Annotated in this window: 26 protein-coding genes; 2 read left to right on the forward strand and 24 right to left on the reverse strand. The window is 44.6% G+C overall.

The features are described 5' to 3' along the window. The first annotated feature begins 15 nt into the window (after positions 1-15). A complete protein-coding gene (locus tag ACTHPM_RS12030; RefSeq protein WP_440396125.1) occupies positions 16-933 on the forward strand; it encodes an ArsR/SmtB family transcription factor in 918 nt (305 codons plus the stop codon). A gap of 96 nt (positions 934-1,029) precedes the next feature. Here ACTHPM_RS12030 and ACTHPM_RS12035 read toward each other — a convergent pair whose 3' ends face one another. Further along, positions 1,030-2,232 (reverse strand): acyltransferase, encoded by a 1,203-nt coding sequence (locus tag ACTHPM_RS12035; RefSeq protein ID WP_440396124.1) that lies wholly within the window; start codon positions 2,230-2,232, stop codon positions 1,030-1,032. A gap of 181 nt (positions 2,233-2,413) precedes the next feature. Here ACTHPM_RS12035 and ACTHPM_RS12040 point away from each other — a divergent pair, with 181 nt between their 5' ends. Next, the gene (locus ACTHPM_RS12040; RefSeq protein ID WP_440396123.1) at positions 2,414-3,799 is read left to right on the forward strand and encodes an NCS2 family permease; all 1,386 of its coding nucleotides are present in this window, start codon (positions 2,414-2,416) and stop codon (positions 3,797-3,799) included. 73 nt (positions 3,800-3,872) lie between these two features. Here ACTHPM_RS12040 and ACTHPM_RS12045 read toward each other — a convergent pair whose 3' ends face one another. From ACTHPM_RS12045 to ACTHPM_RS12155, 23 genes are all read right to left on the reverse strand, one after another. After that, on the reverse strand, positions 3,873-4,739 hold the full coding sequence (locus ACTHPM_RS12045; protein WP_440396122.1) for a lysostaphin resistance A-like protein: 867 nt from the start codon (positions 4,737-4,739) through the stop codon (positions 3,873-3,875). A 250-nt stretch (positions 4,740-4,989) separates the two neighbouring features. Next, on the reverse strand, positions 4,990-5,385 hold the full coding sequence (locus ACTHPM_RS12050) for a PH domain-containing protein (protein ID WP_440396121.1): 396 nt from the start codon (positions 5,383-5,385) through the stop codon (positions 4,990-4,992). Between the two features lie 43 nt (positions 5,386-5,428). Next, the gene (locus ACTHPM_RS12055; RefSeq protein ID WP_440421558.1) at positions 5,429-5,995 is read right to left on the reverse strand and encodes a GNAT family N-acetyltransferase; all 567 of its coding nucleotides are present in this window, start codon (positions 5,993-5,995) and stop codon (positions 5,429-5,431) included. A 450-nt stretch (positions 5,996-6,445) separates the two neighbouring features. Beyond that, positions 6,446-9,400 carry an ATP-binding protein gene (locus ACTHPM_RS12060; protein WP_440396262.1) on the reverse strand — a complete coding sequence of 985 codons (2,955 nt, stop codon included), beginning with the start codon at positions 9,398-9,400 and terminating at the stop codon, positions 6,446-6,448. A 408-nt stretch (positions 9,401-9,808) separates the two neighbouring features. Beyond that, on the reverse strand, positions 9,809-10,642 hold the full coding sequence (locus ACTHPM_RS12065; protein ID WP_440396119.1) for a carbohydrate ABC transporter permease: 834 nt from the start codon (positions 10,640-10,642) through the stop codon (positions 9,809-9,811). Between the two features lie 27 nt (positions 10,643-10,669). After that, positions 10,670-11,548, reverse strand: a complete 879-nt coding sequence (locus ACTHPM_RS12070; RefSeq protein WP_440396261.1) for a carbohydrate ABC transporter permease — start codon at positions 11,546-11,548, stop codon at positions 10,670-10,672. Between the two features lie 212 nt (positions 11,549-11,760). After that, a complete protein-coding gene (locus tag ACTHPM_RS12075; protein ID WP_440396118.1) occupies positions 11,761-13,068 on the reverse strand; it encodes an ABC transporter substrate-binding protein in 1,308 nt (435 codons plus the stop codon). Positions 13,069-13,223: 155 nt separating this feature from the next. Continuing rightward, positions 13,224-14,042, reverse strand: a complete 819-nt coding sequence (locus ACTHPM_RS12080) for a response regulator transcription factor (protein WP_440396117.1) — start codon at positions 14,040-14,042, stop codon at positions 13,224-13,226. Then, entirely contained in the window at positions 14,020-15,705 is a 1,686-nt protein-coding gene (locus ACTHPM_RS12085) for a sensor histidine kinase (RefSeq protein WP_440396116.1), read from the reverse strand. Before ACTHPM_RS12085 ends, ACTHPM_RS12080 begins: the two co-directional genes overlap by 23 nt. 637 nt (positions 15,706-16,342) lie before the next feature. Continuing rightward, positions 16,343-16,888 carry a GNAT family N-acetyltransferase gene (locus ACTHPM_RS12090; RefSeq protein ID WP_440396115.1) on the reverse strand — a complete coding sequence of 182 codons (546 nt, stop codon included), beginning with the start codon at positions 16,886-16,888 and terminating at the stop codon, positions 16,343-16,345. Positions 16,889-16,920: 32 nt separating this feature from the next. Then, positions 16,921-17,364 (reverse strand): hypothetical protein, encoded by a 444-nt coding sequence (locus ACTHPM_RS12095; protein WP_440396114.1) that lies wholly within the window; start codon positions 17,362-17,364, stop codon positions 16,921-16,923. 64 nt (positions 17,365-17,428) lie between these two features. Continuing rightward, positions 17,429-18,043 carry a hypothetical protein gene (locus ACTHPM_RS12100; protein ID WP_440421560.1) on the reverse strand — a complete coding sequence of 205 codons (615 nt, stop codon included), beginning with the start codon at positions 18,041-18,043 and terminating at the stop codon, positions 17,429-17,431. A 141-nt stretch (positions 18,044-18,184) separates the two neighbouring features. Continuing rightward, positions 18,185-18,637 (reverse strand): VOC family protein, encoded by a 453-nt coding sequence (locus tag ACTHPM_RS12105; RefSeq protein WP_440396112.1) that lies wholly within the window; start codon positions 18,635-18,637, stop codon positions 18,185-18,187. 189 nt (positions 18,638-18,826) lie between these two features. Further along, positions 18,827-19,534, reverse strand: a complete 708-nt coding sequence (locus ACTHPM_RS12110; protein ID WP_440396111.1) for an HAD family hydrolase — start codon at positions 19,532-19,534, stop codon at positions 18,827-18,829. A 33-nt stretch (positions 19,535-19,567) separates the two neighbouring features. Further along, positions 19,568-19,993 (reverse strand): NUDIX hydrolase, encoded by a 426-nt coding sequence (locus ACTHPM_RS12115; RefSeq protein ID WP_440396110.1) that lies wholly within the window; start codon positions 19,991-19,993, stop codon positions 19,568-19,570. A gap of 153 nt (positions 19,994-20,146) precedes the next feature. Further along, entirely contained in the window at positions 20,147-20,626 is a 480-nt protein-coding gene (locus ACTHPM_RS12120) for a hypothetical protein (RefSeq protein WP_440396109.1), read from the reverse strand. Between the two features lie 98 nt (positions 20,627-20,724). Then, positions 20,725-21,168 carry a GNAT family N-acetyltransferase gene (locus ACTHPM_RS12125; protein WP_440396108.1) on the reverse strand — a complete coding sequence of 148 codons (444 nt, stop codon included), beginning with the start codon at positions 21,166-21,168 and terminating at the stop codon, positions 20,725-20,727. A 91-nt stretch (positions 21,169-21,259) separates the two neighbouring features. Then, on the reverse strand, positions 21,260-21,766 hold the full coding sequence (locus ACTHPM_RS12130; RefSeq protein WP_440396107.1) for a DinB family protein: 507 nt from the start codon (positions 21,764-21,766) through the stop codon (positions 21,260-21,262). Positions 21,767-21,938: 172 nt separating this feature from the next. After that, the gene (locus tag ACTHPM_RS12135; protein WP_440421562.1) at positions 21,939-22,451 is read right to left on the reverse strand and encodes an NUDIX hydrolase; all 513 of its coding nucleotides are present in this window, start codon (positions 22,449-22,451) and stop codon (positions 21,939-21,941) included. Positions 22,452-22,544: 93 nt separating this feature from the next. Beyond that, on the reverse strand, positions 22,545-22,916 hold the full coding sequence (locus tag ACTHPM_RS12140; protein WP_440396105.1) for a VOC family protein: 372 nt from the start codon (positions 22,914-22,916) through the stop codon (positions 22,545-22,547). An 89-nt stretch (positions 22,917-23,005) separates the two neighbouring features. Next, complete coding sequence (locus ACTHPM_RS12145; protein WP_440396104.1) at positions 23,006-23,659, reverse strand: lysozyme inhibitor LprI family protein; 654 nt, start codon at positions 23,657-23,659, stop codon at positions 23,006-23,008. Between the two features lie 844 nt (positions 23,660-24,503). Continuing rightward, complete coding sequence (locus ACTHPM_RS12150) at positions 24,504-24,980, reverse strand: NUDIX hydrolase (protein ID WP_440396103.1); 477 nt, start codon at positions 24,978-24,980, stop codon at positions 24,504-24,506. 78 nt (positions 24,981-25,058) lie between these two features. Beyond that, positions 25,059-25,679 (reverse strand): class I SAM-dependent methyltransferase, encoded by a 621-nt coding sequence (locus ACTHPM_RS12155; protein ID WP_440396102.1) that lies wholly within the window; start codon positions 25,677-25,679, stop codon positions 25,059-25,061. Between the last annotated feature and the right edge of the window lie 160 nt (positions 25,680-25,839).

Genomic DNA, 25,839 nt, shown 5'->3' on the forward strand with positions numbered 1-25,839 from the left:
AAAGGCAGGCTCGATATGGAAATCAAGGTAAGTCAGGAAAATCTATCAATATTCGTCGCGCTGGCATCCGAAACACGGATTCGGATGATTGAAATGCTCGGCAGGGAAAACCTCAACATCAAAGAGATGGCTCAAAGGTTAGACCTGTCCTCTGCAATTGTGACCAAACATGTCCAGCAGCTGGAGGATGCAGGAATTATCCAAACACAAATGACCGCAGGCAAACGCGGCATGCAGAAGCAGTGCTCCCTCCGTCTGGATGAGGCTCTGCTGTTATTCAAACCGGAAGAGTCCCGCCAGTTGAACGTACCGGATCAGGATGGATACGATGTGTCGATCCCTGTAGGCCAATACTCCGTGTACCAGGTGAAGCCTACATGCGGACTCGCCTCGGAATCCAAGCTGATCGGCATGCGGGACGACCCGCGTTATTTTGCCGAACCGGAGCATGTGAAAGCGCAGCACATCTGGTTTTCGAGCGGCTACGTGGAGTACCTTATTCCGAATTACGCAGCGGGCAAAAATATCATCAACAGCCTGCGGATCTCCCTGGAGATCGGCTCGGAAGCGCCGGGTTATGCTGAGGATTGGCCCTCGGACATTACGTTTCTGCTGAATGACGTTCCCGTGGGCATCTGGACCTCGCCGGGCGATTTCGGGGAAATACAAGGAAGGCTGACTCCTGCTTGGTGGGAGCTCGGCGGCACCCAGTACGGGCTGCTGAAGACGCTGTCCGTGACTTCGTCCGGCACCTATATGGACGGGGTCCGGCTGTCCGACGTGTCGATACAGGATATTCCGATTGCTCCGCGGGAAGAGATCCGGTTTCGCATTCTTTCCTCGGAGGATGCCAGAAATGTCGGCGGCGTAAGCCTTTTCGGCAGGCATTTCGGCAACTACGAGCAGGACATTCAGGTGAGAGTCAACTACTAAATGAACAGCTCATGCAGCCAAGGACATCCCCATAAATACAGCAAAAGCCATCCTCTCAACCATTCGAGAGGATGGCTTTTCATTATCGATGAACGATCAGGCATGGATTTGCGGCTGTGGAGACGCTTCTCTCTTCTGCACACGCTTCGGCCCGGAACCGAATACGATCCACGACCAAGGGATATATCTGTAAGCCACGTAAACGATCAGCCATGAAGCTCCCAAAGCGACAGCCCAGGCCCCCGCCGTCCTGGCCGCGTACTCGAACGTGCCTCCATGTGCCGGGAATTTACGGTATACATACAGCAGAGCCGGGTGCACAAGGTATATGCCGAAGGAGCAAGCTCCCATGGACGTCAAGGCGGCGGCCAGCCATTTCCAGGTATGACGGTACAGTATGTAGGATGCCTGCATCAGAACGATACAGCTGAGAAGCGAGTGGAAATTCCACATGAACTCGAACCATAAGGGGTGAATTCTGCTGCCACCGACGTTCACCCAATAATACAGGTTGACGTGCAGGATGCCCGCGGCCAGCCAGACAGCCCACAGTGCAATCCACAGAATGCCTTTCACCGTTCTGAAGCCTGAGCGGGTCACGACCAGCCAAGCCTTCAGCTTGTCATAGGATGCTGCGACCAGCGCACCAAGCAAGAAGAAGGACATGTACGAGAAAATAAGGCTTCCCTTCGGCAGCAGCAGCCTAAGCCCGACACGATGCACGCCCGGTTCAGGCCAGTGAAAACCGAATTCGTACAGGTAGACGTGAAGCCACTGGATCGCGAGGCCAATGAGAACAGCGTAAGGCAAAGCGGTTGGCTTTTTCTGAAACCACCACAGGAACAGCGGAAACGCAAGGTACAGCTGCAGCATGATAATCATGTAATACAGGTGATAGTGTGCCTTTCCGGTTAACAGCTTCATTCCGAATTCCTGAAGGATCTCTCCCGCCGGAAGTCCCATTTTACCGTTCAAGTATACATCCAATCCAAAGTAGCCTAGTGAGATCAGCAGATACGGGAGCAAGATATACAGCAACCGCTTCGTATAAAAGCTTCTCAGCATCGATTTGCCGAGAGGCTTGTCCAGATAATTATAAAAGAGCACGAACGCGCTCAAAAATATAAATACCGGCACGGCGAATTTGCTGAACATGTTGATGAACAAATACAGGTAGTAGCCCTGCGTTCCTTCTGTTTTGGCCAGCGTTTCCGAGGTTGCATGGATGACAACGACGGCCATGATCGCGAGCGAACGAAAAATGTCCAGCTCGAGGATGCGTTCTTTTGGACGAAGCATTGAAAATCTCTCCCGTTACGACAGATTTATTCGCTGCTGTATGATCTGGCTGTCATTTTATTAACCCAATTCATATAAAAAATACTATATTTTCTCTATTATGGCTACACCAATATCACACACTCATTTTTCATTGATGACTCTTCTTCAAATATGTTACAATCAAGCACATGTCGGCTTCATGCCGACCACAGGCAAAGGGATGGGTGAGGGGCTACTATGGAAAGCAGGTTATCGATTGGTCCACCGGAAAAAACAATCACCTTCGCAGGCAAAGGAACAAATCTCGCCTGATTCGGCTTCTCCAGGCGCCGCAGGCATGTGGCGTCGGGAGCTGATGGCAGGAACGGTTTCCTTTTTTGCGATCGTATATATTATTATCGTCAATTCATCGATTCTGGCAGATGCCGGAATCCCGCAGGAAGCAGGGATTATCGCCACGATTCTCGCTTCGGCAGCAGGCTGCTTCGTGATGGCTCTATGGGGCAAATCGCCCCTGATTATTGCGCCCGGCATGGGAATCAATGCCATGTTCACGTATACGCTTGTTCAAGGCATGGGAATGACGTGGCAGCAGGCACTGGCCGTCAGCATGATGTCGGGCCTTTGCTTCTTGGCGATCAGCATGACTTCTCTCGTTGAGAAGGTGAGAACGGCCATTCCCGCATCGCTTCAGGAAGCCATCTCGGTCGGGATCGGCCTGATGCTGGTCCTTATCGGCTTGCAGAAGGGCGGCGTGATCGTATCGGACCCTTCTTCGGTCATTGCCGTGAAATCGTTCGCCGATCCAAGTGTCATCGTGACACTTGTCACGCTGGCCATCACGTGCATCCTGTATATGCGGAAGGTTCCGGGAAACCTGCTGCTCGCCATTGTTGCGGGTACGCTTCTGGCCTATGCGTTCGGGGCAGTGCCAGGCAAGGCGGCTGGCGTCGAAGGCTCCTCCTGGTCCGCATATGGAGAAGTTTTCGGCCATTTATCCGTGAAAGGCGCCTCGATCACGACGATGATCGTCGCCGTCTTCTCGCTGACGCTCGTGATCGTGTTCGAGAACGTCGGACTCATCAACGCACAGCTGAACATGAGCGGGAAGCCCGAGCGCTTCAAACGTGCCATCCAGGCCACTTCGTTCTCCGTCTTTCTCAGCGCTCTTTTCGGCACCAGTCCGACGGTCTCAACGGTAGAAGCGGCCGCAGGCATTTCAGCGGGCGGCAAGACGGGAGTGACCTCAGCCGTGACGGGCACGTTGTTTTTGGTCTCGCTCATTGCGATGCCGATCATTACGCTCGTTCCGGATCAGGCGGTCGCGCCGATCCTCATCTTTATCGGCGGCTTGATGATGCCCGCCGTGAGCAACATTTCCTTCAAGCGGCTCGAAGAAGCCTTTCCCGCGTTCTTCATCATCGCGTTCATTCCGCTTATGCACAGCATTGTGGACGGGATCGCGATCGGATTCGTCAGCTATGCGCTGTTCCATGCCGCGGTTGGCAAGTGGAGCGAAGTGAAGCCTCTCTTCTATGTCATTTCGCTGCTGTTCGTGATTTATTTCGTGCTGCAGGCTTTTTAAGCTATATGCACGTTAAACCAGCGTCTCCATCCGGAGGCGCTGGTTTTTTAATTTAGCTACTTTTTTAATTTAGCTACTTTGTAGAGCGCTCGCCTTTTTTTGCCAACATAAGCATGGGAACAGAGAGAAGCAAGCTAATGATGACGGTGACTACGGATGCCTCGATACCGAAACTGCCGCCCGTTAGAAGGGATGAACCGGTTACTTGGACAGAGAAAAGACCCGAAGACGGATGCCCGGAGACGGGTATGCCGAGCAGTCCTACTACTGCATTCCATACGAAATGAATGCCAATGACTAACCATAGACTTCTGCGCCAAAGAAAAGCAGCACCAAGAAGCACACCCGCTTCGATGGCAATGGCGGCAGCACTCCAAATTGTCGCTCCCGGATTTCCAAGGTGTGCAATTCCAAAGAATAGGGATGTGATCATAAGCGCAAATCGGCTCCCTATCATTTTTTCAATGGCTTGAAAAGCAATTCCCCGAAAAATCAGTTCTTCAACAACTGCTGCTCCTAGGGCTGTGGAGATTGTCGGCCAAATCACATCACCGGCGCTCCCTGGCAACCATTTAAAGGAGTACCCGCCCAGGATAACAATAAGCAAGGTGGATATGACAATAAAAATAAAACCGATTAGCGCGCCCAAGGACACCCTGTTCACAGCATTCTTAATGGAGAGCTCCGGAACGCGCCGGTGAGCCAACCATTTCATGGTCAGTACATACAGAGCGATGGCCGCAATGCTCTTCGTGATGGCCAGCATGATGGATTCAAACCCGGTTGCATTTTGGATGAATCGGCTAAGCAGCCCATCTGCCAGAATCAGGATCAGGGCTCCAACAACCATCCAGACCAACGGATATTGAATCCAAGCATACATCCACGATTTTCTTTCCCTTTGCGGGACCTCATTTTTTTGAGGCTCAATATTTCCCATTCTATGATCTCTCCTTGTTATCGTTCTAATGATCTTAGTTTATCTCCGGAAAGTCATAAGGTTGAAGTGCTGTTTGGTCATAACAAGGTCATATGACAATAAAAAGCTGACCGCATTTTCATGCAGTCAGCCCGTTAAAATCCACTTCTTTATATGATGTCAAAATAATGATTTACGATGCGGGGTATTTCAGCTTGATCTTTCTAGTTGCCTCCACCCCACTCAATACGGGCATGTTGATATCCTCTAATTAGAAATTCTCCTGATGGACCGAACCCAGAATACTGGCCGCTGTACGCAGTGAATTATTCTCTGCCAGTTTGGTCACTATGCTGTCGATCTGATCATAAACCTCGCGTGGATGTTTGATCGACTCCAGAACTTTGATGGGCGTATCGACATCGGCAACGTTCAAATGGATCGAACCACAGCCGAATACGCGCTGCCAAAACGGCAGTACCATGCTTTTATCCAGCACTTTGTAAAAATCCAACTCGTCTTCGACGACGTTAAAGAACCCTTTTCTCGTTACCAATCTTTTTTCGTATACAAAATATTTCGTGAAGGAAATCGGCAGGCCGAATATCGTACATTTTCTTCCTGACCAGACTAATGCTCCCCTCGTTGCAGATCCTTGACTAGACACTCATCCTGCCTCCCATGCGATACATATGGATATTTCATTATTATTACGTTGATGATCCGGTTATGTTTCGCTGAAGCACCGTTTCCATTAAGGCCCAGCCTTCCATGCAATCAGGTGTCGTAATCAGCGGTTCAAAACCATAATTCAAGTACATGTTGACCGCCCGGTAACTTGTGGTCTGCGTCGTTAAATAGGCCCGCCGGTGATATTGAGCCAAGAGCTCCATGGCTGCAGTGAGTAAAGGCTTGGAGAGCTTCTTCCCTTGATATTCCGGACGGATGGCTACCCAATGGATCCTCCCTCTTGTTTCATCATCCTGGAGTGAGCCGTACCAGGCGGTAGTCGTACCTATCGCTTCACCGTGCTCGTTCTCGATAAACAAGCATCTCGTCACCATCTCCTCTGCATAGGCACCAAATTCTTTGTCAAAATGCTTCAGTGCGGCTTCCTCGTCCCCAAACTCGCCGACGCTTGCTTCGATCTGAGCCCAAATCCGTTCGTCGCCCGGCTGAAAATTCCTTACTCGATGGGAAGAAGGTAACGCATATGATGGAATGCGGTGCAGATCCGGACGTACCATCGTTAAAGGTATGCTTTTCAAATGTTTCATCTCCTGCGCATTTTTTCGGGTAGAACTTCAACAATCCTATCTTTTTACTATACTCTGAAACAGACTCAGTATATAATACTAATAATTAAGCGCTTACAAGGAGGGTTCTTATGTACTTTTGCATTAAATGTAACGAGATTCATCATTCTTCACCAGAGGTCATTTTTTGTAGCGGATTTAAGAGCTCGGCGGATCAGGTATACCGTGTTGGACTTTGCTTCCATTCACCAAGCTGCGAAACCCATTCGGTTCAGTCAGCCAGCAGTAAAAAAATGAAGACTCTCAAGTAAATGAACTAACGACTTTCCCTTGCTTCCCCCTTCCATCCCTACGAGTACCCCTAGTAAATCAAACCAATTCGGGTTTGACGCCGGGAGAGTCCCGGCGCCGCAAAAGCCTGAATACGATGTCATAATATCGATCTCGACCCGAGCCCCGAGCAAAGAAACACTAGAAGTGAACAATAAAACTTACCGTTGTCCCTTTTCCTAACGTGCTTGTTATCTGAAGTCCGGTTCCGAAATGCCGTTTTAATCGCTGATCCGTATTGATTAAACCTACACCAGAGCGATGTTGTGATTTTCTCTCTAATATTCCTTTCAATTCAGCTTCCTTCATTCCCACTCCATCATCTTTTACCGCTATCTCTGCATATGTATGATGGACGCATATCTGAATATGTATGTTTCCTCCACGAGCGCGTTTCATAATACCATGCCTTATCGCGTTTTCAACCAGAGGCTGGATGGAGAGAAACGGAATTTGCAGTTCCCCGCAGTCATCCACTTCCCAAACGACCTGCAGCCGCTCTTCGAACCGAACCTGTTCAATATAGAGATATGAGCGCACCAGACTGAGCTCCTCTTCGATCGGAACCCGTCCATCCATATCCAGGAATCTAAATTTATTTCTCAGGAAATGACTGAATTCATCCAGCAAATCACGCATCTTGTCCAAATCGACGTCGCTTAAAGCCATGACAGAATTCAGGGCATTGAATATGAAGTGAGGCTGAATTTGCGCTTGCAGCCATGACGCTTCCAATCGCAATTGTTCCCGGACCGTCTGTTTAATGGTCGTTAGCGCCTCGATCCGCGATCTGATTTCCAGTGCTTCCACCGGTTTGGTCACGTAGTCGTTTGCTCCCGCCATAAAGCCGCTTTGGATATCCTTCGGCTCGCTTCTCGCGGTAATGAGCAGTACAGGAAGCTCGGTAAGATCGAACTTCTGGCGAATCCTCCGGGTTAACTCATATCCCGACATTCGTGGCATCATCACATCGGAGATGACTAGATCCCACGCTTTGGCATCCAGCATAGCTAATGCCTCTTTACCACTTGTTACCTTGGTCAGATCATACTCATCCGGTGGCAGTATGGCTTCAAGTACTTGGAGGTTGACCGGATCATCATCCACAATTAACAGGAGAGGGCGGTCTCGACTCCCTTGCATAGGCACCGTTTCTTGGAATGTTGACGGAATATTGCTGAAGATCGGCATAGATAAGGGATCGGATAATGGAGGAACACCTTGATCTTCCTCCTCATGCAAACCCGCAAGTCTTAATGAAAATGTGAATTTGGAGCCTTTTCCAGGAATAGAGGATACCTCTAATGTACCCCGCTGAAGTTCAACTAGCTGTTTGCTTATACTTAAACCTAACCCAAAGCCGCCTTCAACCATGGTTTCACTCGAGCTGGCCTGCTCATATGGAAGGAATATGCGCTTCATCATATGTTCATCCATGCCAATCCCCGTATCGGCAATCACGATATAAGCCCTTCCCTCATCCGTAAAAGCTTGAATCGAAATCGTTCCTTCGTATGTATATTTAACGGCATTGTGAAGTAAATTGAACACAATTTGTATCACCCGGTTCTCATCGGCAAGGACATACGGAAAATGATCAGGAATCAGATTTACAATTTGGACGGACTTCACTTCTGCAGTAATCTGAAGCATATCGATAACACCTGTCACAATTGGCTGAATGGATATCGCTTTTTCCTGTAAACGCGGATTGCCTTCCCGCAGACTCATCATATCCATCATATCCGTTAATAACAGGGTTAGACGGCGTCCTACCGATTGAATCGTTTCTAGCTCTTTAACACTCCTGTCCTTAAGCAAATGCCGTTCCCGCTCCAGCACCGCTTGTGACATGTTAAGAATGCTATGAAGCGGATTTTTGAATTCATGAGACGTATTGGCCAGAAATTGATCTTTATGGTCATTCATTCTTTGCAGGGAGGCGGCAAGCTCCTTGGTATTGGCATGCATGTTAAAAAAGCCCTTAAACCATAACGTGGCCAGGCATCCCATTGAAATGATCAAATCAAATGGATAGTGGGCAACACTAAGTGCATTTTCACGCAAGATCAAGGTCCAAATGAAATGATGGAGAAGCGCAATCATAGAAACAAGCAGGAACAGATGGCTTCTGATGCCCTTGGTGATGGTACGGACAATGGATGTAATGGTGATTACAGCCGTTATGAACCCCAGTAGAAAGTAAACCGGGAAGAGCATGATCACCTGATGCGGTGCTAAAAATAACGTAATGCCAGCCGTCCCTAATACCATGATCCTATAAATAGGATACACCTGGCTCCAATAGAGGAGGTCCCGATGATTTGTGCATTCTACCAATGCATAGCATCCAACCAAGAGTGCGATATTGGAAAGCCGAAAATCCCACTGGCTACCGATGTAAATCAGTTGATGAAATAACTTCTCATCCGTACTCAAAAGATTCGAAAGCGTGACGCACAGAGTGAGTAAAGAAAAATAGAGCAGCCTCTTTTCCTGATTTCCTAGCAGAAACAAAATAAGTGCATATACAGAGTGCACCAGAAATATGACGGCTCCGAGCGCCTGCATAGAAACAGAGAGTTTCATATCCTTCGCGATGGTTTCCTCTGACCCCAATTTAATGGATCGAGCGATCCCGCCGCCCCGACTATCTACATAATTTGCCGCCTGAATCACGAGGTCAATCACCCCGTTATTGTCAGCAGTGAAGCTGGCTGAATAGGGTAGGTTCTTCGCTGTATAAGCTTCCTTCGTTTCGGCGACTCGGCCAGACTTAGCAAGCAATCGACCATTGATATATAATTCGGATGCGGTACGCACGCTGGGTACGCGAATACTGTAATTGATGTCTTTCTCCGGATTCACAAGAATACGCAAGTGATACGACGCATACCCGTATAGAGCTGCTTCTTCACTTTGCCCATGCAAAGCTTCACCCCATCCTCCCGGGACGGAAACCAGCTTAGGTTCCGCTTTGCCTGCTCCGTTCTGCTCGCTACCATCAAGCAACCATCGGGAGGGATAAAGCTCCCACTGCCCATCAAGCAACATCATACCGCCTTCTTCCGCATTCCAATCACGCAAATCTAGCACTCCACTCTTGATGTGCGCCTTGCTCTGATCGGGTAACACCTCGATCCACAATATACGAAGACTGGATAGGACCAGTATCAGTAACCCTATAAACAATATAATGTGTGGTCTTTTTAATGAATGATCAGGTGAATTTTTGGCCAACTCCTGTTCCTCTCTCCTTTTCCTAACCCGTTCTCTATCAATTCCTTAACTTGCCCAACCGTCCTTCTGATCCTTCCTTCTGATCCTTCCTTCGGTAGAGAAAGGCCTTCACGAGATCATTCTGACAAATTCTTCTGTATCACATTTTATTGGTTCTATAACAAGATGTAAATCATCTTCGTCCCTGGAACGATGGAATGATGACTGTACAATAAAAACAGCCTGGCCAATGCAATCTGACCACGCTGCTGCTTATGACTATAGCTAACCTTTGATTCCGGATAGTGTTACGCCCTCTATGATATATCGCTGACCGATGACATACACGATAAGTACCGGAATGAGCGCGATGGCTGCGCCCGCCATCATAAGCGTCCAGTCCGTGGAATACATACCGCGGTACAGGTTCAGCATCATCGGCACGGTGAATTTTTCGGGAGAGTTCAGGAATATGAGCGGATAGAAAAAGCTGTTCCACATGCCGAGGAACGTGAATATGCCGAGCGCCGACAAAGCCGGTTTCACGAGGGGCAGCATAATTCGCGCGTAAATGGTCCAGCGGTTGGCACCGTCCACGATGGCCGCCTCCTCCATCTCCTTCGGAATGCCTCTGAAAAACTGGCGCAGCAGGAATACGCCAAAGGCGTTAAACAACGCGGCGGGCACAATGATCGACAAGTGCGAGTCCAGCCAGCCAATGCTTTTCATCATCAAATACAGGGGAATGATCGTCACCTGTCCCGGCACCATCATCGTAGCCAGAAACAGCATGAAGAGAGACTCCCGGAAAGGAAACCGGATCTTGGCAAACGCGTAGGCCGCCATCGAACAGGTGAACAGCTGGGAGACAACGACAATCACGTTGATGTAAAAGCTGTTGAAATACGCCCGCCCGAAGGGCAGCGCCGTTAACGAGGTCTTGAAATTGGACCACACGAACGGATCGGGAATCCATTTCGGCGGCACGATAAACACTTGTGACAGATCCTTAAGCGAGCTGAGCAGCATCCATACAAACGGAAGCGCCATAATGCACGCGCCAAGCAGCAATATCATATGAAGCAGGACGGTGGACAATCGTAGTCCTCTGGTCTGCATGCGGTTCTCCTCCTTTTCCAGTCGATTCTAGTCTTCGTAATGAACCCAGCGTTTGGATATTTTCATCTGGAACAGCGTCAAGGCCAAGATCATGATGAACAGAATGACAGCCGTGGCCGTGCTTTTGCCGAACGTAAAGTCTATGAACGCCGTATCATAAATGTGGAACACGATCGTATAGCTGGCTTTCGCTGGCCCGCCGGAGGTCATGACGAACGACTGATCGAACACCTGAAACGAACCGATGATCGTCATAATCGTCACGAAAAAGGTGGTCGGAGATAACAGCGGAACGGTTATATTCACAAACTGCTGCCATTTGCTGGCGCCGTCAATTTGAGCCGCTTCATAATAGCTGGCGGATATGCCCTGCAGTCCGGCCAGGAACAATACCATATTCCCGCCAAGCCCCATCCAGATGCTGAGCATGGCGATTGATGGCATGACAAAGCGCGTGTCGGTCAGCCAGCGGGGGCCATTGATCCCGAACCATTCCTTCAAATACAGGTTGATCAAACCGAAATCCGCGTTAAACAGCCACATGAATACAACGGCAACCGCTACGGACATCGTAATGTTTGGCATAAAATATATGAGCCTGTAGATCAGCTTGCCCTTGACCCGGTTCAGACCTACCGCGATGAGCATCGCCAGGATGATCCCTGTAGGGACGGTGAGTACCGTATAATACAGCGTATTGACGACGGCTATCCTGAAATCCTCATCCCTGAACGTGTTGATGAAGTTATCCAGCCCGACAAACTGCTTCTGCCCCATCCCGTCCCACTTCATCATGCTGAGTACAAAAGCCGAAATCAGGGGAATGAGGGAGAACAGCAGCAGTCCGACCAATTGGGGGAAAATAAAAACATAGCCCCAGATGCCATCCGCCGTCTTGCTCGTCATCGCTGTCTTCTGCTTGTTGTCCGGCTGCAAGGCCGGCGGCGCAGGAGCCGCTCCTTCAGCTGTCAGATTATGCATGAATATCCACCTTCCTCTTATGAATTCCGATCCGGGCGCCGCTAGGAGCATAGAAAGGAGGAAGGGACGCCGAGCAGCTCGCGCTCCTTCCTTCCCGGATTTTCGCTATTTCCCTTTGTCGCTAGTTACCTTTGTTGTTATTTACCTTGTTTGAAATCGTCGATTTTCTTGTTGGCCATGTCCTGAATATCTTTGAGTGTGGTATCCAGTTGTCCATTCTTGAGCCACAGCGCCTCGAACTTGGATGTAATGTCCGTACTTAATCCTGGAATTCCGGATTCGAACGGGGTCAGCGCATAACCCACCTCGCGGGCATCGAGGAACAGCTGCGCATGCTCAGGCAGGTTGCCCTCCAGTACAACGTCATCCACGCCCTGGACGGACGGCACCGCATTGCCGCCGCCTTGCAGACGGAACTTCTGGCCTTCCTTGTTCAAAAACTCGGAGAAGAAGGTGTAGGCAGCGTCTTTCTGCTTCGATGCGTTATTCATGACCAGATATGCCGTCGAGATGCCGGCCGGTTCAATTTTGTTCCCCGTGTTCGTCGGCCAGGTTACCACATCGTACTCCAGGCTGGAATTTTTCTTGAACAACGGCAAATACCAGCGTCCAGCCCCCACGAACCCGACTTGATTGGACATGAACATGGCGTCACCGCCTTGCCCCTTCGGCAGCGTCCCTGCAAATGTAATATTCTTCTTCTTCACGTTATCGTACAGGAATTGGAACGCTTCCTTTGCCTTCGGATCATCATAGCCAATGAACTTGCCGCTATCGTCGTAAACTTTGCCGCCGTTGGATGTTACCCAGCTGTAATAGCTGTTCCAGCCGTTATCCAGCACGTACCCGTACTTTTTCGAGTCGTTAATTTTTTGGACCATATCTTGAAATGCTTCCCAGGTCCACTGCCCCTTTGCCTGTAGATCGCCCGGCATCTCTGTGATTCCCGCGTCATTCAGCACCTTCTTGTTGTACCACAGCACCATCGGATTGCAGTCGACCGGCACACCATAAATTTTGTCGTCACGCTTCGCCGCGCCCCACAGTCCCTCAAAATAGTCGTCCTTGCTAATGATGCTGTCTGCTGCGTCCATTCTCGGCGTGATCTCCTCGATGCTTTTATTTTCAATCAGTTTCACGATGAAGGCATCGCCTGCATAAAACAAGTCAGGGGCGGTTCCTCCCGTCAGCTGCGTCAATATTTTCTGATCGTATTCCCCCGGAATCGGGATCAGCTCCGCTTCAATGTCTGGATGCCTTGCGTTGAAATCCTTCGTAAACTCCTGATGGCGGGTCAGCTCTCCAGGGTTCCCCCAGGTCGCCCATTTAATTTTGACCTTCTCACCTTTACCTTGGCTGTCTCCCGTGTCGCCCGATCCGCATGCCTGGAGCACACTGGACATGACCAATACCATCACAAGCAAGGACCATCTGAGCTTCTTCATTTCTAACTCCCCCATTCAAAGAGTAATCATATGCGATCACCTTATAGTGAAAACGCTTACGTGTATTATAGAACGGTGTCCTCCTCCTTTTGAACGGCATGATTTCCGAAATCGTGTCTTGTTTTCCTATTGTTTTGGGTTTCGGTGCTTCGCAATCATCTGCGGGGCATTCCCTGGAATTCTGCAGGCGTCAGTCCAACGACTTTCTTGAACTGCTTGCTGAAATGCTTGCAGTCATTAAAGCCAGACAGCTCTGCGACTTCGTATACTTTCATTGTGGGATTCTGCAGAAGCTCCTTGGCCCGGTTCACCCGCAGTGATATCAAGTAATCAATGAAATTGTGGCCGGTAACCCGCTTGAACATTTCACTGAAATAATTGCGGCTGACGCACACGCTGTCGGCAACCTGCTGCAGAGAGATCGACTCTGTAAAGTGCTCCGAGATATATTCAACCGCCTGCTGCACGATCCGCTGGTGAAGCGATTTATCCGGGGGCGGGCAATCCACAGGGGTGGGCAGCGGCATCACAGCAATCGCCGGATCCGTCATGTCTTTACCCTTGTACAGCTCCAAAATACGCTGCTCTTCCTTCTCCCTCTGCAGCTTCTGGCGCATTTCATACAGTACATTTTTAAGCGATTCCGCACTCAGCATCGGTTTCAAAATGTAGTCAAAGGCACCCAGCCGAATTCCCTCGCGGACATATTCGAAATCGCTGTGGCAGCTGAGCAGGAGCACTTTGACCCAAGGGCACAGCTCCCTCGTTCTGCGCGCCAGCTCGAGCCCATCCATCACCGGCATCGCAATATCGGTAATCAGGATGTCGATTTCCTTGCTTTCGACCCATTTCATCGCCCGCTGGCCGTTGGAGGCCTCTCCCACAAGCTCAAAGCCGTTTACTTCCCAATCAAAAGTAGATCGTATCCCCATTCTCGCGATGGCTTCGTCGTCAACCAACAGCACTTTGTACATCCTGATCCCCCTTCAATTTTGAAAAAGTAATCGTGACCTCCGTCCCCTGCATGAGCTCGCTGGTCACGCTGACCCCGTATCCGCTGCCATAATACAGCCGAATCGTCTGATGCACATGACGCAGCCCGATATTGGTCATCCCCCGGCTATGATGCGGCCGCTCATCAGCAAAAATTTGGGCAAGCCGCTCCTCGCTCATGCCTACACCGTCATCGGCGATGCAGATGATTATCTCCTCTCCCTCCTGCCGCGCACGTATCTGAATCGTGCCCGGTTCATCCTTCGGGGCGATGCCGTGGAAAACCGCATTCTCAACAATCGGCTGCAGCAGCATGCGCGGAATCGGAATTTGCTTCAGCTCATCGGGACAATCCATAAGCAGTGTGATGGCATTGTCATACCGGTACCCTTGAATAACCATGTATTTCTGCAGCAGGTCCAGCTCCTCTCCTAATGGGATGAAGACACCGCTGCGTCCCATACTGACCTCAAGCAGCTGAACGAGCGACGTGACAGCTTGGTCGACATCATTCGTGCGGTTCAGCTTCGCCAGCCAGCGGATCGAATTCAACGTGTTGTACAGAAAGTGCGGATTGATCTGGTACCGAAGCGCCCGGATTTCGGCCTTCTTCTTCTCGGATTCTTCCTTGGCAATCCGCTCGATGAGCAGCTCGATCTGTTCAATCATCTTATTGAAGCTGCGCCCAAGCTGACCGATTTCATTGCATCCGACATTGCGGCTGCGGATGGTCAAGTCGCCGGCTTCCCCTTTACGCATTAAGCGGCTTAAGTTAACGAGAGGATTTCCGATTCTACGCGTTACGTAATAGCCCATACCGATCGCCAGCACGACGGAGCACAGGGTGATCAACACCGTCAGGTTGCGGATGCTGGCTGAATCGGCCGTCATCTCCTCGAGCGGCACGACGCCGACAACGCGCAAGCCTGTGTCTAGCTGTTCGGGAATGATCAACGTGTTCCGGCTGCCCTCGCGCAGCTGCATTTTCCGGTCTGGCAGCCGCAGCTTCGATGTTTGACCATACTCGCCCGGATCCGGGTGGTAGAAATACTGATTCTGTTCGTTGACGACATATACGTAACCCGAGTCGCCGAATCGAACGCGGTTCAGCTCATTGATCAGCTTATTCCCCATCAACTCCACAAACATGACGCCGATGATTTCACCCGTCTCCCAGCTTCGGATCGCTCTTCCGAGACCAAATACCGGGAATCCCATCCCCGTCTTCTTCAAGTAGGAGGTGTCGGAGAGCCCGAACCATACGGCATTTCCGTTAGCCTTCAAAATGGCTTTGTACCAGTCGGAATCCCACTGCGTCGGAATCGACATGAGTGAGTCTGCACTGAGGACCGAATTTTTGCCCTTGACGTCAAAAATATAAATATCAAGAATTTCCGGCGAATTGATCATGATCGAGGTCAGCATATCTTTGCCATCCTTGACCTTGAGCGTCGTTTCATAGGCGTTATCACCCTGTCTCTGTTCCAAAATATTGTGGACGATCTTGCTATTCAGTACCATCATGGAGGAGTCGTCCAGTTTCTTGAAGAACATGTTCAGCTTATCGCTGACCTGCACAATCGTTAGCGCGGCCACTTTGCTGACCTGCTCTTCAACGATCAGGGACGATTTGTGGTAGGACAAGAACCCTCCAATAAGGACAGGAAGAGTCATCCCGAAGAAAAAAAAGAGGAACAGCTGCACGACAATCGAGTGCAAGGGGGGAAAGCGAGTGATAAACCAGGATCTCATGCTACGAATCACCCTCTTTTTCTAAAAAATGTTAATTTCGTATTGTTATTGTATATACGAATCATTGGGCTTCAAAGAGATGTTGCGTAAATTCCGAACAAAGTACGAAAGATCAGAAGAAAAGAAACCAAAGACATTTCGACTTGAGAGCCGGACCGACCACAAGGGCGTCGTATTTCCCGCGCGGATCCCGGTTCCTTTGGCACATGGCTAGTCTGACGCTAAGGTCCTGTGTATCATCGACTAACATCACCTCGATTTCTCCGTGGTATCCCCTGTTGTACTCCATGATGGGGTCGTTGACTCAATAAGGAATTCTCAAGTTCCGACAATCCCCCCGACCTGGAGATATGGGTGTATTGCACAGTTGTAAGTTCGTCGACATGGCCGTTTCTCCTTGTTGAGCAATCTGGTCCAAGTCATGGGAAGGGATGGGATTCTTAAGACTGAACGACAAAAAGCCGACTACCCCATGATGAGTGTAATCGGCTTTAATATTGTAATTAACTGTGTTCAAATTCGAAGGATTCTACTCCGTTCTCCATTCATCTGCTTTCAAACCATAGATTATTCTATCCAGAAATCTTCCATTGATATATTCGTAATCCCTTAATACTCCTTCACGTGTGAACCCTAACTTCTGAGGAATTGCACGGCTCTTTGTATTTTCTGTAGCAACTCCTACTTCAATCTTATTGAATTTAAGCTCATCAAAAGCATAATTGATTAGCACTTTCATAGATTGAGTCACTACTCCTTTTCCTTCATATTCCTTGCCTAACCAATATCCAATTTCAGTTTTCTTATTCTCTTGATCCAAATATAAGTAACCAATAGAACCCGCCAGCTGATCCCCGATCCATATTCCTAACCAGTAACCTTCATCCTTCGCATATCTTATGCGTGTTCTTTCAATAAAGGTCTTTGAATCCTCGACTTTTGCAGTAATACGGGGAAACTTCAGCCACTCACCGATATGATCCCTATTTTTGTTAATCAATGCATATAATTTATCTGCATCCTTGATCTCCAGTAACGATAAAAAAGAAGAATCATCTAATTGGTGTTTAAACATTGTGTACTCCCCCCTCTATTATGAGTATCGCTTCACTTTTCCCTTGAGAATTGCAGATATCCCTTCACCTCATCCTTCTCAAATCCTTCACAACCAGATACGGTGAAAATAATACGATTCGTTCCTATCTCTTTTTTCATCTCTTTACATACATATGTAATCTTCTTTCTCTCCGCACTATTACCGTCTCTTGTTGTATCAACTGTAAACCGAATTGTTGAACCGTTAGAGCTCACATCATAAATGATTGGACCACTATCCATTGTCGGGGATACTAGCATTAAATTATCGCCTTTTTGCTCTTGGAACCTTTCATACAGTAGATTCATTCTTTTGTAATCCAGCTTATTAAAATTTGTTAATACCCCTCTTTGGATATACTTCTTATCATTGTCTGCATTCAAACGAATGAAATAATAGAGACCAATGAAGAGGACAACAATAACCAACAAGAGAAACCAGGTCAATTTTTTCATTCACAGTCCTCAATAAATAAGATCTTTCAGCACTTCTATTCCTGTCTCAAGAACCCATGCAAATTCATTCATTGAATTGTTCCTTTAGTTCTTTTACCGTTACATGAATAAAGTTCTCAATCTTAGCGGGTTTAAAATACACTGGGCTTATTTGAGGTTCATGATTCTGATCCCGAAGCCAATTCACTTTAATGTCTCTATACTGGATTACCTCAAGTTGCGTCACCAATGGAGAAATTGTAAATCCATCTGCCTTTTGAATTAACATCAGTAATTTATCCGCATTCCTCATTGATCTTAAAAGTTCAAATTCGATTTGGCTAACTTCCTGATTATAAATCTCTCGGATCTCATTGCCGGTATATTCCTTCTCAAAGTCCGCATATGCCGTTTCCGTCCATCTCAGATCCGTATATATGTGCGAAAAATAGCCTAGTACAAAGTCCTTCCATTCAGGATCCTGTCGCTTCAACCAATATTCCTGATACTTCTTCAGTATTAATTCCTTCGTTGGTAATCGACCGTTATGTACGAAATGTGTTACGCCTTTTTCTTCCCTGGTTATTTGCCCCCTAACATGAATTGCATCTGGAGCGATGCTTCCTAATAGAAGATTGGATGTTGGAGCTTGATTAAATAGACCTTCCGAAATTGCAAAATGGACCATAGGCCATGGCAATGTAATTCCCCCCCATTGTAGATGATAAAATCATATACCTCTTACCGAAATTTCAGTTAACGTTACCTATAATTACGACGCAACCCGGCCCGGCCTTCCATTTCTATCTTAATCCGGGTCATAATATAAATCGTCACCTACTTACTTATTACCGAGTTGTTCCGCCAGACCGATTAGAAGTCCCTCGATTCCTCGAATGTAGCAGAGCCGATACGAGTCCCCGTACTGAACCACTTCGCCAACGAGCTGAGCACCCAACTTAGTGAGTCTGGTTACCATTTCGTCAATGTCTTGAACTGTAAACATGACGCGTAGATAACCGAGGGAGTTTACAGGGGCAGTCCGGTGATCTGATATAGCAGATGGGGTAAGGAATCTCGAAAGTTCAAGCCGGCTGTGCCCATCCGGGGTAACCATCATAGCAATCTCTACGCACTGAGAACCTAGTCCGGTTACGCGTCCAGCCCACTCACCTTCAACAGTGGTTCGCCCTTCAAGGGTCAAGCCAATCTCCTCGAAGAAAGAGATAGCGTCATCAAGGGATTCTACAACGATGCCGACATTGTCCATCCTTAGTAATTTGTTTTCTGACATAACTTTATCTCCCCATGTTCAAATTTACGACCTGATCATCTTTCTGTTTTTTTGAATTATATTCGCCCTCAATCCCAATAGTTAAAGTAAGAGTACATGGAATCCCTTTGTTTGTATTCCTATTTGGTAGGTATAGAAGTTTTTAATGTGTGTGGGAAGCTCTGTTTCTATAAACCTTCCGTTTGTCACCTAATTGCATTTACTTTCCACTATGTTTATAACTTCTTTGAGAACTTCACAATTAAACTTTGCTCTTGAATCCACATTTCTCACTAAAATGGATTTCATCCCCACTTTCTCCGCACCATATATATCAGCTTCCAAATTGTCTCCTACCATCCATACATCATTTGGATATTTTGCTTGTTCTAGAGCTATCCTAAATATCTCTTTATTCGGCTTTTCATATCCTACAAGTGCTGAATTGATTATTAGATCAACATGCTTTGTTAATCCTAAGAAATCCAATATATTCTCTAGCTCAGGAACATGATTTGAAATAACTCCATGCTTCCATCCTAAAACTTTAAGAGCTAATAAGGTTTCTTTGGTATCATCAAATAGTGCCCATCTCTTCAAATCCAGAAATATATTTCTCGTTTCGTGAGCAAGTTTGATTGCGGTTTCTTCTCCTATCCCATAATGAATAAAACCAGCCATAAATCTCTCAATGATTGGCTGCCACCATTCATCTGCATTTCTAAATGCATGGGATCGTTCTGGGTTATGCCAAGGGAATCCAGAGATCAGAAATTCCCGAAAATCTGATGCTATAAGCTGGGTACGTGGATCATGCCTTTTAAGAGCTTCTACCATCGATGCTCCCCACATTCCATCGGGACGATAACCTAATGTACCATCAAAATCCCAAAAGATTACCTTGTTTGGCGTCATCATTGAACAGATCCCCAATTCAAATTAACATCACTCTCATATATTCTTCTCATCCGTAAATTCAACATAAAATGGTTGCTCTTCTGTTCTTAAACAATACTCAATTCTCTTTCTGAAATCCTTCCAACTGACCATCTCTAATGCTTTTTCAACTGGAAAGAAGCCGGAATCCAAACTTTCTGTTGTCTGTATTAATTCTCCACCTATAGGCCTTGCCAAAAATAAAGTGTTGCAAATTGAATTTCCAACATTCTGAAAGATCCCACAGAATCTAATGATTTCTATGTCGATTCCTGATTCTTCTTTTGTTTCTCTTATTGCAGCTTGACTTAATGATTCTCCAATCTCCACCTGGCCTCCGGGCATCTCCCAGCCCCTTCTTGGACCTTTTATGAGTAACAATTCGTCTTTATCATTTATTACAATTGCTGCTGCAGAAACAATATGTTTCGGAGGATTCATTTGTTTTCAGCCTCTTCTTTTTTTAGTTTTTAATTTTCAGTTCAATTGGTTTTTATTCCCTTCTAAGTCGTATAGGAACAAAACCCACCTCTGGCCTCAGCCTTTGGGTGGGTTTTTACTTTCTCTTGTTGTTATTATTGATGTATGTTAACATCAGTGTTCTTTCAATATTTTTTTAATTAAATCAATTTTTTCATTATCCTTTTTATTTCTTGTATTTACTCTATATCCATCTTTTACCGATCGGCTGTATACCAAGAGATATTGATTAAGATTTAAAAGTCTGTATTTTATGCCCTCATAATCACGGGATTCAATTTCGTTAATAGGAATTGCAGCATAATCCTCTAAATCTTCGATATCAGAGAACCCAAGTTTATGGTGTCCATTACTGAACTCATGCTCATTAATATCAATTAATTTGTATCCTAGTCCTTCAATTTCGCTCCTAAGGTTTTCCCATTTCTCTTGAATAAATTCTAAAGGAATTAATAAATCAATATCTTTAGGATTAAGAGATTTTCTCGTTAAAATTTCCAGCCCAAGTGATCCGTAGAGCAAAGGACTTATTTCAAATTTCTCGTTTAAACACTTGGCAACAACTAAAAATTCCTCAAATAATGGTGGGGTCATGTTCTACTCCTATGTCTTAAAGATTTGATGTCTTCATGGTTTTAGTGTTTTCTGATAACGGTGTTGTATCTACGAACCCGAGAATCACTTTCAGATTCTTATGATTTAAATTTCATGTTTGTATAGTATGTTTTAAACCCAAGTTCTTCCCAAAATCTTCTTCCAGTCGGATTACTTTCTAACACATCAATAGATATAGTTGAATCTTGAAATAACTCGTTTCTTAATAAATCTATTCCTTGTTTTCCTAATCCTCTTCTTCGATATTGCCTACTGATATAATACTGTCTTATATAGAAGGTTTTGTTCTTCCTGGTGCTTACGTCCTCTCTTTCCTGATATAAAGCATACCCTACAACATGATCACCCAAGACAAGTAAACTTGCCTTCCAATCATTATCCAGAAAATCTTTCATTCTGTTGTTCAATTCATTTATTGTCATTTGGTTATCGCTTTTTTCGTCTTCAATCAGCTCTTTATTCATTTGGCTTAAAATATGCACATCCCATAATTGCGCAGGTATTATCCTCAAGGTTTCCATTTTTCAATACCTCGTCACCTTATATAAAATAATTGCTTTAGTCTGTTGTATCTACGATACAGAGAGGCTTAAGGTGCAATAAGCAACAGCCTTACTTTAATCCCTCTTTTATTTCATTGATTTGTTTAACATGTCTTTGTTCATGTAAGTAAAGTGTTCTCACCCAATCAATTAATAGCATTTCTTTAAAGACTGGGTGTATATAATGTCTTCTACTCAGTACGGATGGGTCTTCTATTGTATTTAATAGTTCATATAACTTCTCTCTCGAATTTTTTAGTTTTTCAATAATCTCATTATATTCGATGATTTCATCCGTTGGTTTCGCTATGTCAGGAGCTGTAATCTTTTTACTTCTATCAAGGAGAAATTCTAATGAAATTTCCTTTATTGACGAATCCTCTTTGCTTTTTAATCCTTTTCTTATTGCTACGACAAATAATTCTTCCGTCTTTATTAGGTGTTGACATATCTGACCAATACTCCAACGGTCTGAATCTTCCTTGATGTTTAATTGATTTCGATTCAATCCTTGAAGAGTTCCTAGTAATTCATCCCTTGTTTCTTTCAAATTGTGATTGATTTCTTGAAAATCCATCGTTAAACTCCCTTTCTTTCGTTTTTTTGCGGATATTTCCAATAACATTCCCGTGTTCACGAACTCGAGGGGCTAAGGCGCGAATGGGCCGGATCCAACGGAATTAGCTGTGAGCTGAACATGCTTCTCATCTTGCGGACCAAGGGTATAACCCGCAAGCATAGATACGTTGTTATGTGCTGATTCTGCCTTCGTCGATGTGTTTTCCAAACCGATGTTTTAAATAATATATTAGCCCAGCACGATCAACATTCGAAAACTGTCGAGGATCTTCTAGCATTAGTTTATGAATCTCTTCAACAGACTCCCATCTAATATTAGTCGTTTCATCTCCTGCCTCTAAGAGGCTACCCTCAACTTTACATATAAAATACATTCCTATGGAATCAACGGGTCCTTTCGTGGTTTGATAAACACAATAAGGTTCTAGACACTCAACCTCGAAATCAGGATTAATTCCACGTGTATCCATTCGCTTATTACTATTTTCTATCTCGATAACTGTCAATCCAGTTTCTTCATATACTTCTCTTTTCAATCCATCGAATATCGGTTCATACAGTTCTAACCTTCCACCAGGTAATTCTAATGATGCCTCATTCTTTTTATTCCTGGTTTGAATGATGATTTCTTTCGTTTTGTTTCCTTCACGCTCAATAAATGCTCTTGCATTTACATAGAACATCAACGATTCACCTATCTTATTATGTTTTTGATTTTTGTTCGTGAATTGCAGTAGTTCCACATAACGTTACTGTATATTCACGCACCCTCACCTTCAGAACCCGATAGGATCCGGCCGATAGTTCTTAATTTCAATTCGATTTCCTTCAGGATCTATAATCACACCAATGGTTCCCCAGTTGAATTCATGCACTTCAATCGATATTTCTCTATTCTCAAGTTCGTTTATCGTTTCTTTAAAATCATCCACTTCCATTCTTATAACAGTTGGATTCTGAGATCGATTCTTTTCTGTATAACTTGAAACTCCATTGCCCTCAATCATTAAGTAACCACTACCAAAATCTAATTTTGTTAATCCTTCTTTTCTTTCTCTAATCCTAAGTCCAAGTTTATCTGTATAAAAATTTACGTTTTTATCGTAATCCTCTAAAAATAATATAAATCCAGTTTCTTTAATATTCATTTGGGGTCAGCTCCATTTTCTTTAATATTTTTTTATTTATGGCTCTGTCAAGCTGAATCTGCATCCCACTTAATATCAAATCTCCAACTCTATTTTTCACTTTGGTATAAAAACTCAACTTCACCATCTAGCAAATATCGATATTCAAATAACTGCATTGTTCTTTCCCTAATTCTCTCCCGTATAACCGTGCCTAGGCTTACTGATCCTTGTGATCCAAGGTAACCATTATTAATAAATGTCTTCTCTACAAATTTTGTTTCCCTTAAGTGATACTGTAACCATTCTTTCTGCGATTCAATTAGTGCTTCTCTTGGTTCTCTATCCAACTTAGAAAGAAGCTTTTTATATACTTGATTCAACTCTTCATAACAAATATCTGTATATTTGCTTCCCAAAGCCCCCCATTCCAATGTTGTAATAATCTCTTTGGAATTTTGAAATTTATTAAATTCCACTTCATAATCATGATCTATAGGATTTCGAAGCATTTCATCATAAAATTCTCCTTTCAAATCATAGTTCCCAATGCTCATGGATAACACATCATTGTTAGAAGGATCTGATCGACCTTCAGTTATTTCCTTCGATCCTGTTCCATTACCTGTACTCACTACATCAGGAGGCAGTTCAGAATTCATTATTGGTTTAGTTTCGCTGTTCAAAGTAGTCGATTGACTAATATTTTGGCAAGATGAAAACACTATCGTAATAAAAAATAATAAGAGTATCTTACCTTTCATAAATAATCTCCTTAAATATTATCTTTAATAATTACCGTTAATGGCGTATAACGTTCTTGTGTTCACGACGCCGATCCCCTGGGATCTCCCATCCTCCTCGCTTCTTATTACTTATTATGATGAATTGATCATTGAATTTAGTGATCAATACTGCAAACTTTATTGAATCATGATCTATTTTATGTAGTTCAAACCATTGGCTCATTCTTTGCTCTTCCTCACTTGTAGTTAATGTTTTAGCGGGGATTTCTTATAACGTTCTTGTATCTACGAACCCGAGAGGATCAAGCCCCAACAGGGGCGGCCGCGACGGATAGCTTCTTAGGGGTGTTCGCCTAGATCATATTCCTCGAAATGCCTCGGGTGAACCAAGGATCGACTTCAGATGATTCGCCGCGTGAATATAATGTTATATAAAGTATTGTCTTCTCGACTTAACGTTCAAAAACCTTCTTAGTTCTTTCAGGCAAACTTCATAAAGCCCCCACACAATTCCAACCTTCCAATCAAAACTATTACACCAACTAATTTATCGTCTACATAATTTCTTGAATGTTCTAAGGTAACATCAATAATCTAATACTCTTTCTCTCACCATTACTTAGAACTCATCTACTCTTTAACAATAATAAAGCATCAACTAAAAGGACACTGACTTCAGTTCAGTGTCCTTTCTCTTCCTCTATAATTCATTTCATAGATTATTTTCTATCAATACGTCAAATAAGTTCCTTTATAATATTCCCCATGTGGATGAAATTCAGACTGAGAGAGTCCCCTTAGACAATACTTTCAAATTGCTGAAGCTTACCTATTCATCATATCGATGGGAGCAACTAGGATTCTATTGATGGTTTATAAAATGTTTAATATGATTCTTATCTTTTAACTTCAATAATTCTGTCTTCAATATTTCTGGATACACATGTAGATGATTTAACTGATCTAAAGGAATCCATCTAAATATTAGTTTTCCTCCGTCTTCAATTCCAATAAATTCTTCATCTTTTTTTGCAAGTTCATGCCCCTGGGGAAAATCAATTAAGTAATAAAATCCAATCTCATGGTATTGCTTGCCATCATATTCAAAGAAATCCTCATTCACAAAAAGTAGTTCTTTCATTTGAACTTCAATATCAAGTTCTTCTTTAATTTCTCTAATAATTGTTTGATCTGTTGATTCATTAAACTCAACTCTCCCTCCAGGGAGATTCCAAAAATCATCCTTTAGAGTCGTATGTAACAATATTCGATTATTATGAATTGCAATGCCAGCTACTCTAAAATTGAATTTATTATTATTTCTTTCAAAAGTGATCATCGTACACCTTCTTATTCGATTATTGAGTTCTTCATTAGTTGCTCGCCTGATTCATCATCTTGAAAATCCCTCTAAGCATCAATGAATTTTAGCAATTATTATTTTCCTATACATTCCATTCATCATAACTGGTGAATCTTCTTCTACTTTTAAACTCTTATTATTTTTTGGAACTATTTCTTCAAAACTTCGACCAATATCAGTCCCTAACGCGCTAATAATTGGTCTTAAAATCACCTTTGGTAATGAAAGCTTTTTATTTTTAGGAGCAAATTTATCAAATATAATTATTTTTCCTTCGTGCTTTAAAACTCTCGAAATTTCTTGAAAACATTTATTAGCATTTGGTACAACTGAAAGTATTAGACTTGCAACTACATAGTCGAATAATTCGTCTTCAAAAGCCATATCTTGAGCATCCATTTCTAAAAATTTAATCGTAGAATTCTTGAACTTTGTTTTTGCCTTTCCAAGCATATCAGGTGAATAATCAATAGCAGTTATATCTAAGTCAGAATAATTGATTAGCTCTAAGTCAGCACCCGTTCCTACACCGACAAATAATATTTTTTGTTCTCCACTAAATGGTATGGATTGGAGTACTTGTTTCCGGGCACTTAAGAAGATACCCGAATTAAAAAACTTATCATAAATCGGAGAACCGATTTTATATATAACTTTATTCCAAGAATTATTCAAACCCCAACACTCCCAATTCAATAGTTATTCTATAAATCAATCACACACCCTAATTTTCATCCCCCTTAAATATTTCACCATAGATTCCTTTTATTTTCATTGAACTATTGTGCCCTTTAGGTGAATACCTTTTGACTAATGGATTATTGAGGGTTTTTAT

This window comes from Paenibacillus sp. SAFN-054 (assembly GCF_051966755.1).
Classification (GTDB): Bacteria; Bacillota; Bacilli; order Paenibacillales; family Paenibacillaceae; genus Paenibacillus_AQ.

Bases quoted from the DNA above. Each gene is read 5' to 3' on its own strand.
- ACTHPM_RS12075 (WP_440396118.1), bottom strand. From the start codon at position 13,068: ATGAAGAAGCTCAGATGGTCCTTGCTTGTGATGGTATTGGTCATGTCC.
- ACTHPM_RS12095 (WP_440396114.1), bottom strand. From the start codon at position 17,364: ATGAAAAAATTGACCTGGTTTCTCTTGTTGGTTATTGTTGTCCTCTTC.
- ACTHPM_RS12125 (WP_440396108.1), bottom strand. From the start codon at position 21,168: ATGGAAACCTTGAGGATAATACCTGCGCAATTATGGGATGTGCATATT.
- ACTHPM_RS12145 (WP_440396104.1), bottom strand. From the start codon at position 23,659: ATGAAAGGTAAGATACTCTTATTATTTTTTATTACGATAGTGTTTTCA.
- ACTHPM_RS12040 (WP_440396123.1), top strand. From the start codon at position 2,414: ATGCCGACCACAGGCAAAGGGATGGGTGAGGGGCTACTATGGAAAGCA.
- ACTHPM_RS12130 (WP_440396107.1), bottom strand. From the start codon at position 21,766: ATGGATTTTCAAGAAATCAATCACAATTTGAAAGAAACAAGGGATGAA.
- ACTHPM_RS12110 (WP_440396111.1), bottom strand. From the start codon at position 19,534: ATGATGACGCCAAACAAGGTAATCTTTTGGGATTTTGATGGTACATTA.
- ACTHPM_RS12115 (WP_440396110.1), bottom strand. From the start codon at position 19,993: ATGAATCCTCCGAAACATATTGTTTCTGCAGCAGCAATTGTAATAAAT.
- ACTHPM_RS12135 (WP_440421562.1), bottom strand. From the start codon at position 22,451: ATGTTCTATGTAAATGCAAGAGCATTTATTGAGCGTGAAGGAAACAAA.
- ACTHPM_RS12030 (WP_440396125.1), top strand. From the start codon at position 16: ATGGAAATCAAGGTAAGTCAGGAAAATCTATCAATATTCGTCGCGCTG.
- ACTHPM_RS12080 (WP_440396117.1), bottom strand. From the start codon at position 14,042: ATGTACAAAGTGCTGTTGGTTGACGACGAAGCCATCGCGAGAATGGGG.
- ACTHPM_RS12090 (WP_440396115.1), bottom strand. From the start codon at position 16,888: ATGTTTAAACACCAATTAGATGATTCTTCTTTTTTATCGTTACTGGAG.
- ACTHPM_RS12140 (WP_440396105.1), bottom strand. From the start codon at position 22,916: ATGAATATTAAAGAAACTGGATTTATATTATTTTTAGAGGATTACGAT.
- ACTHPM_RS12150 (WP_440396103.1), bottom strand. From the start codon at position 24,980: ATGATCACTTTTGAAAGAAATAATAATAAATTCAATTTTAGAGTAGCT.
- ACTHPM_RS12120 (WP_440396109.1), bottom strand. From the start codon at position 20,626: ATGACCCCACCATTATTTGAGGAATTTTTAGTTGTTGCCAAGTGTTTA.
- ACTHPM_RS12105 (WP_440396112.1), bottom strand. From the start codon at position 18,637: ATGTCAGAAAACAAATTACTAAGGATGGACAATGTCGGCATCGTTGTA.
- ACTHPM_RS12070 (WP_440396261.1), bottom strand. From the start codon at position 11,548: ATGACGAGCAAGACGGCGGATGGCATCTGGGGCTATGTTTTTATTTTC.
- ACTHPM_RS12065 (WP_440396119.1), bottom strand. From the start codon at position 10,642: ATGCAGACCAGAGGACTACGATTGTCCACCGTCCTGCTTCATATGATA.
- ACTHPM_RS12055 (WP_440421558.1), bottom strand. From the start codon at position 5,995: ATGAAACATTTGAAAAGCATACCTTTAACGATGGTACGTCCGGATCTG.
- ACTHPM_RS12035 (WP_440396124.1), bottom strand. From the start codon at position 2,232: ATGCTTCGTCCAAAAGAACGCATCCTCGAGCTGGACATTTTTCGTTCG.
- ACTHPM_RS12045 (WP_440396122.1), bottom strand. From the start codon at position 4,739: ATGGGAAATATTGAGCCTCAAAAAAATGAGGTCCCGCAAAGGGAAAGA.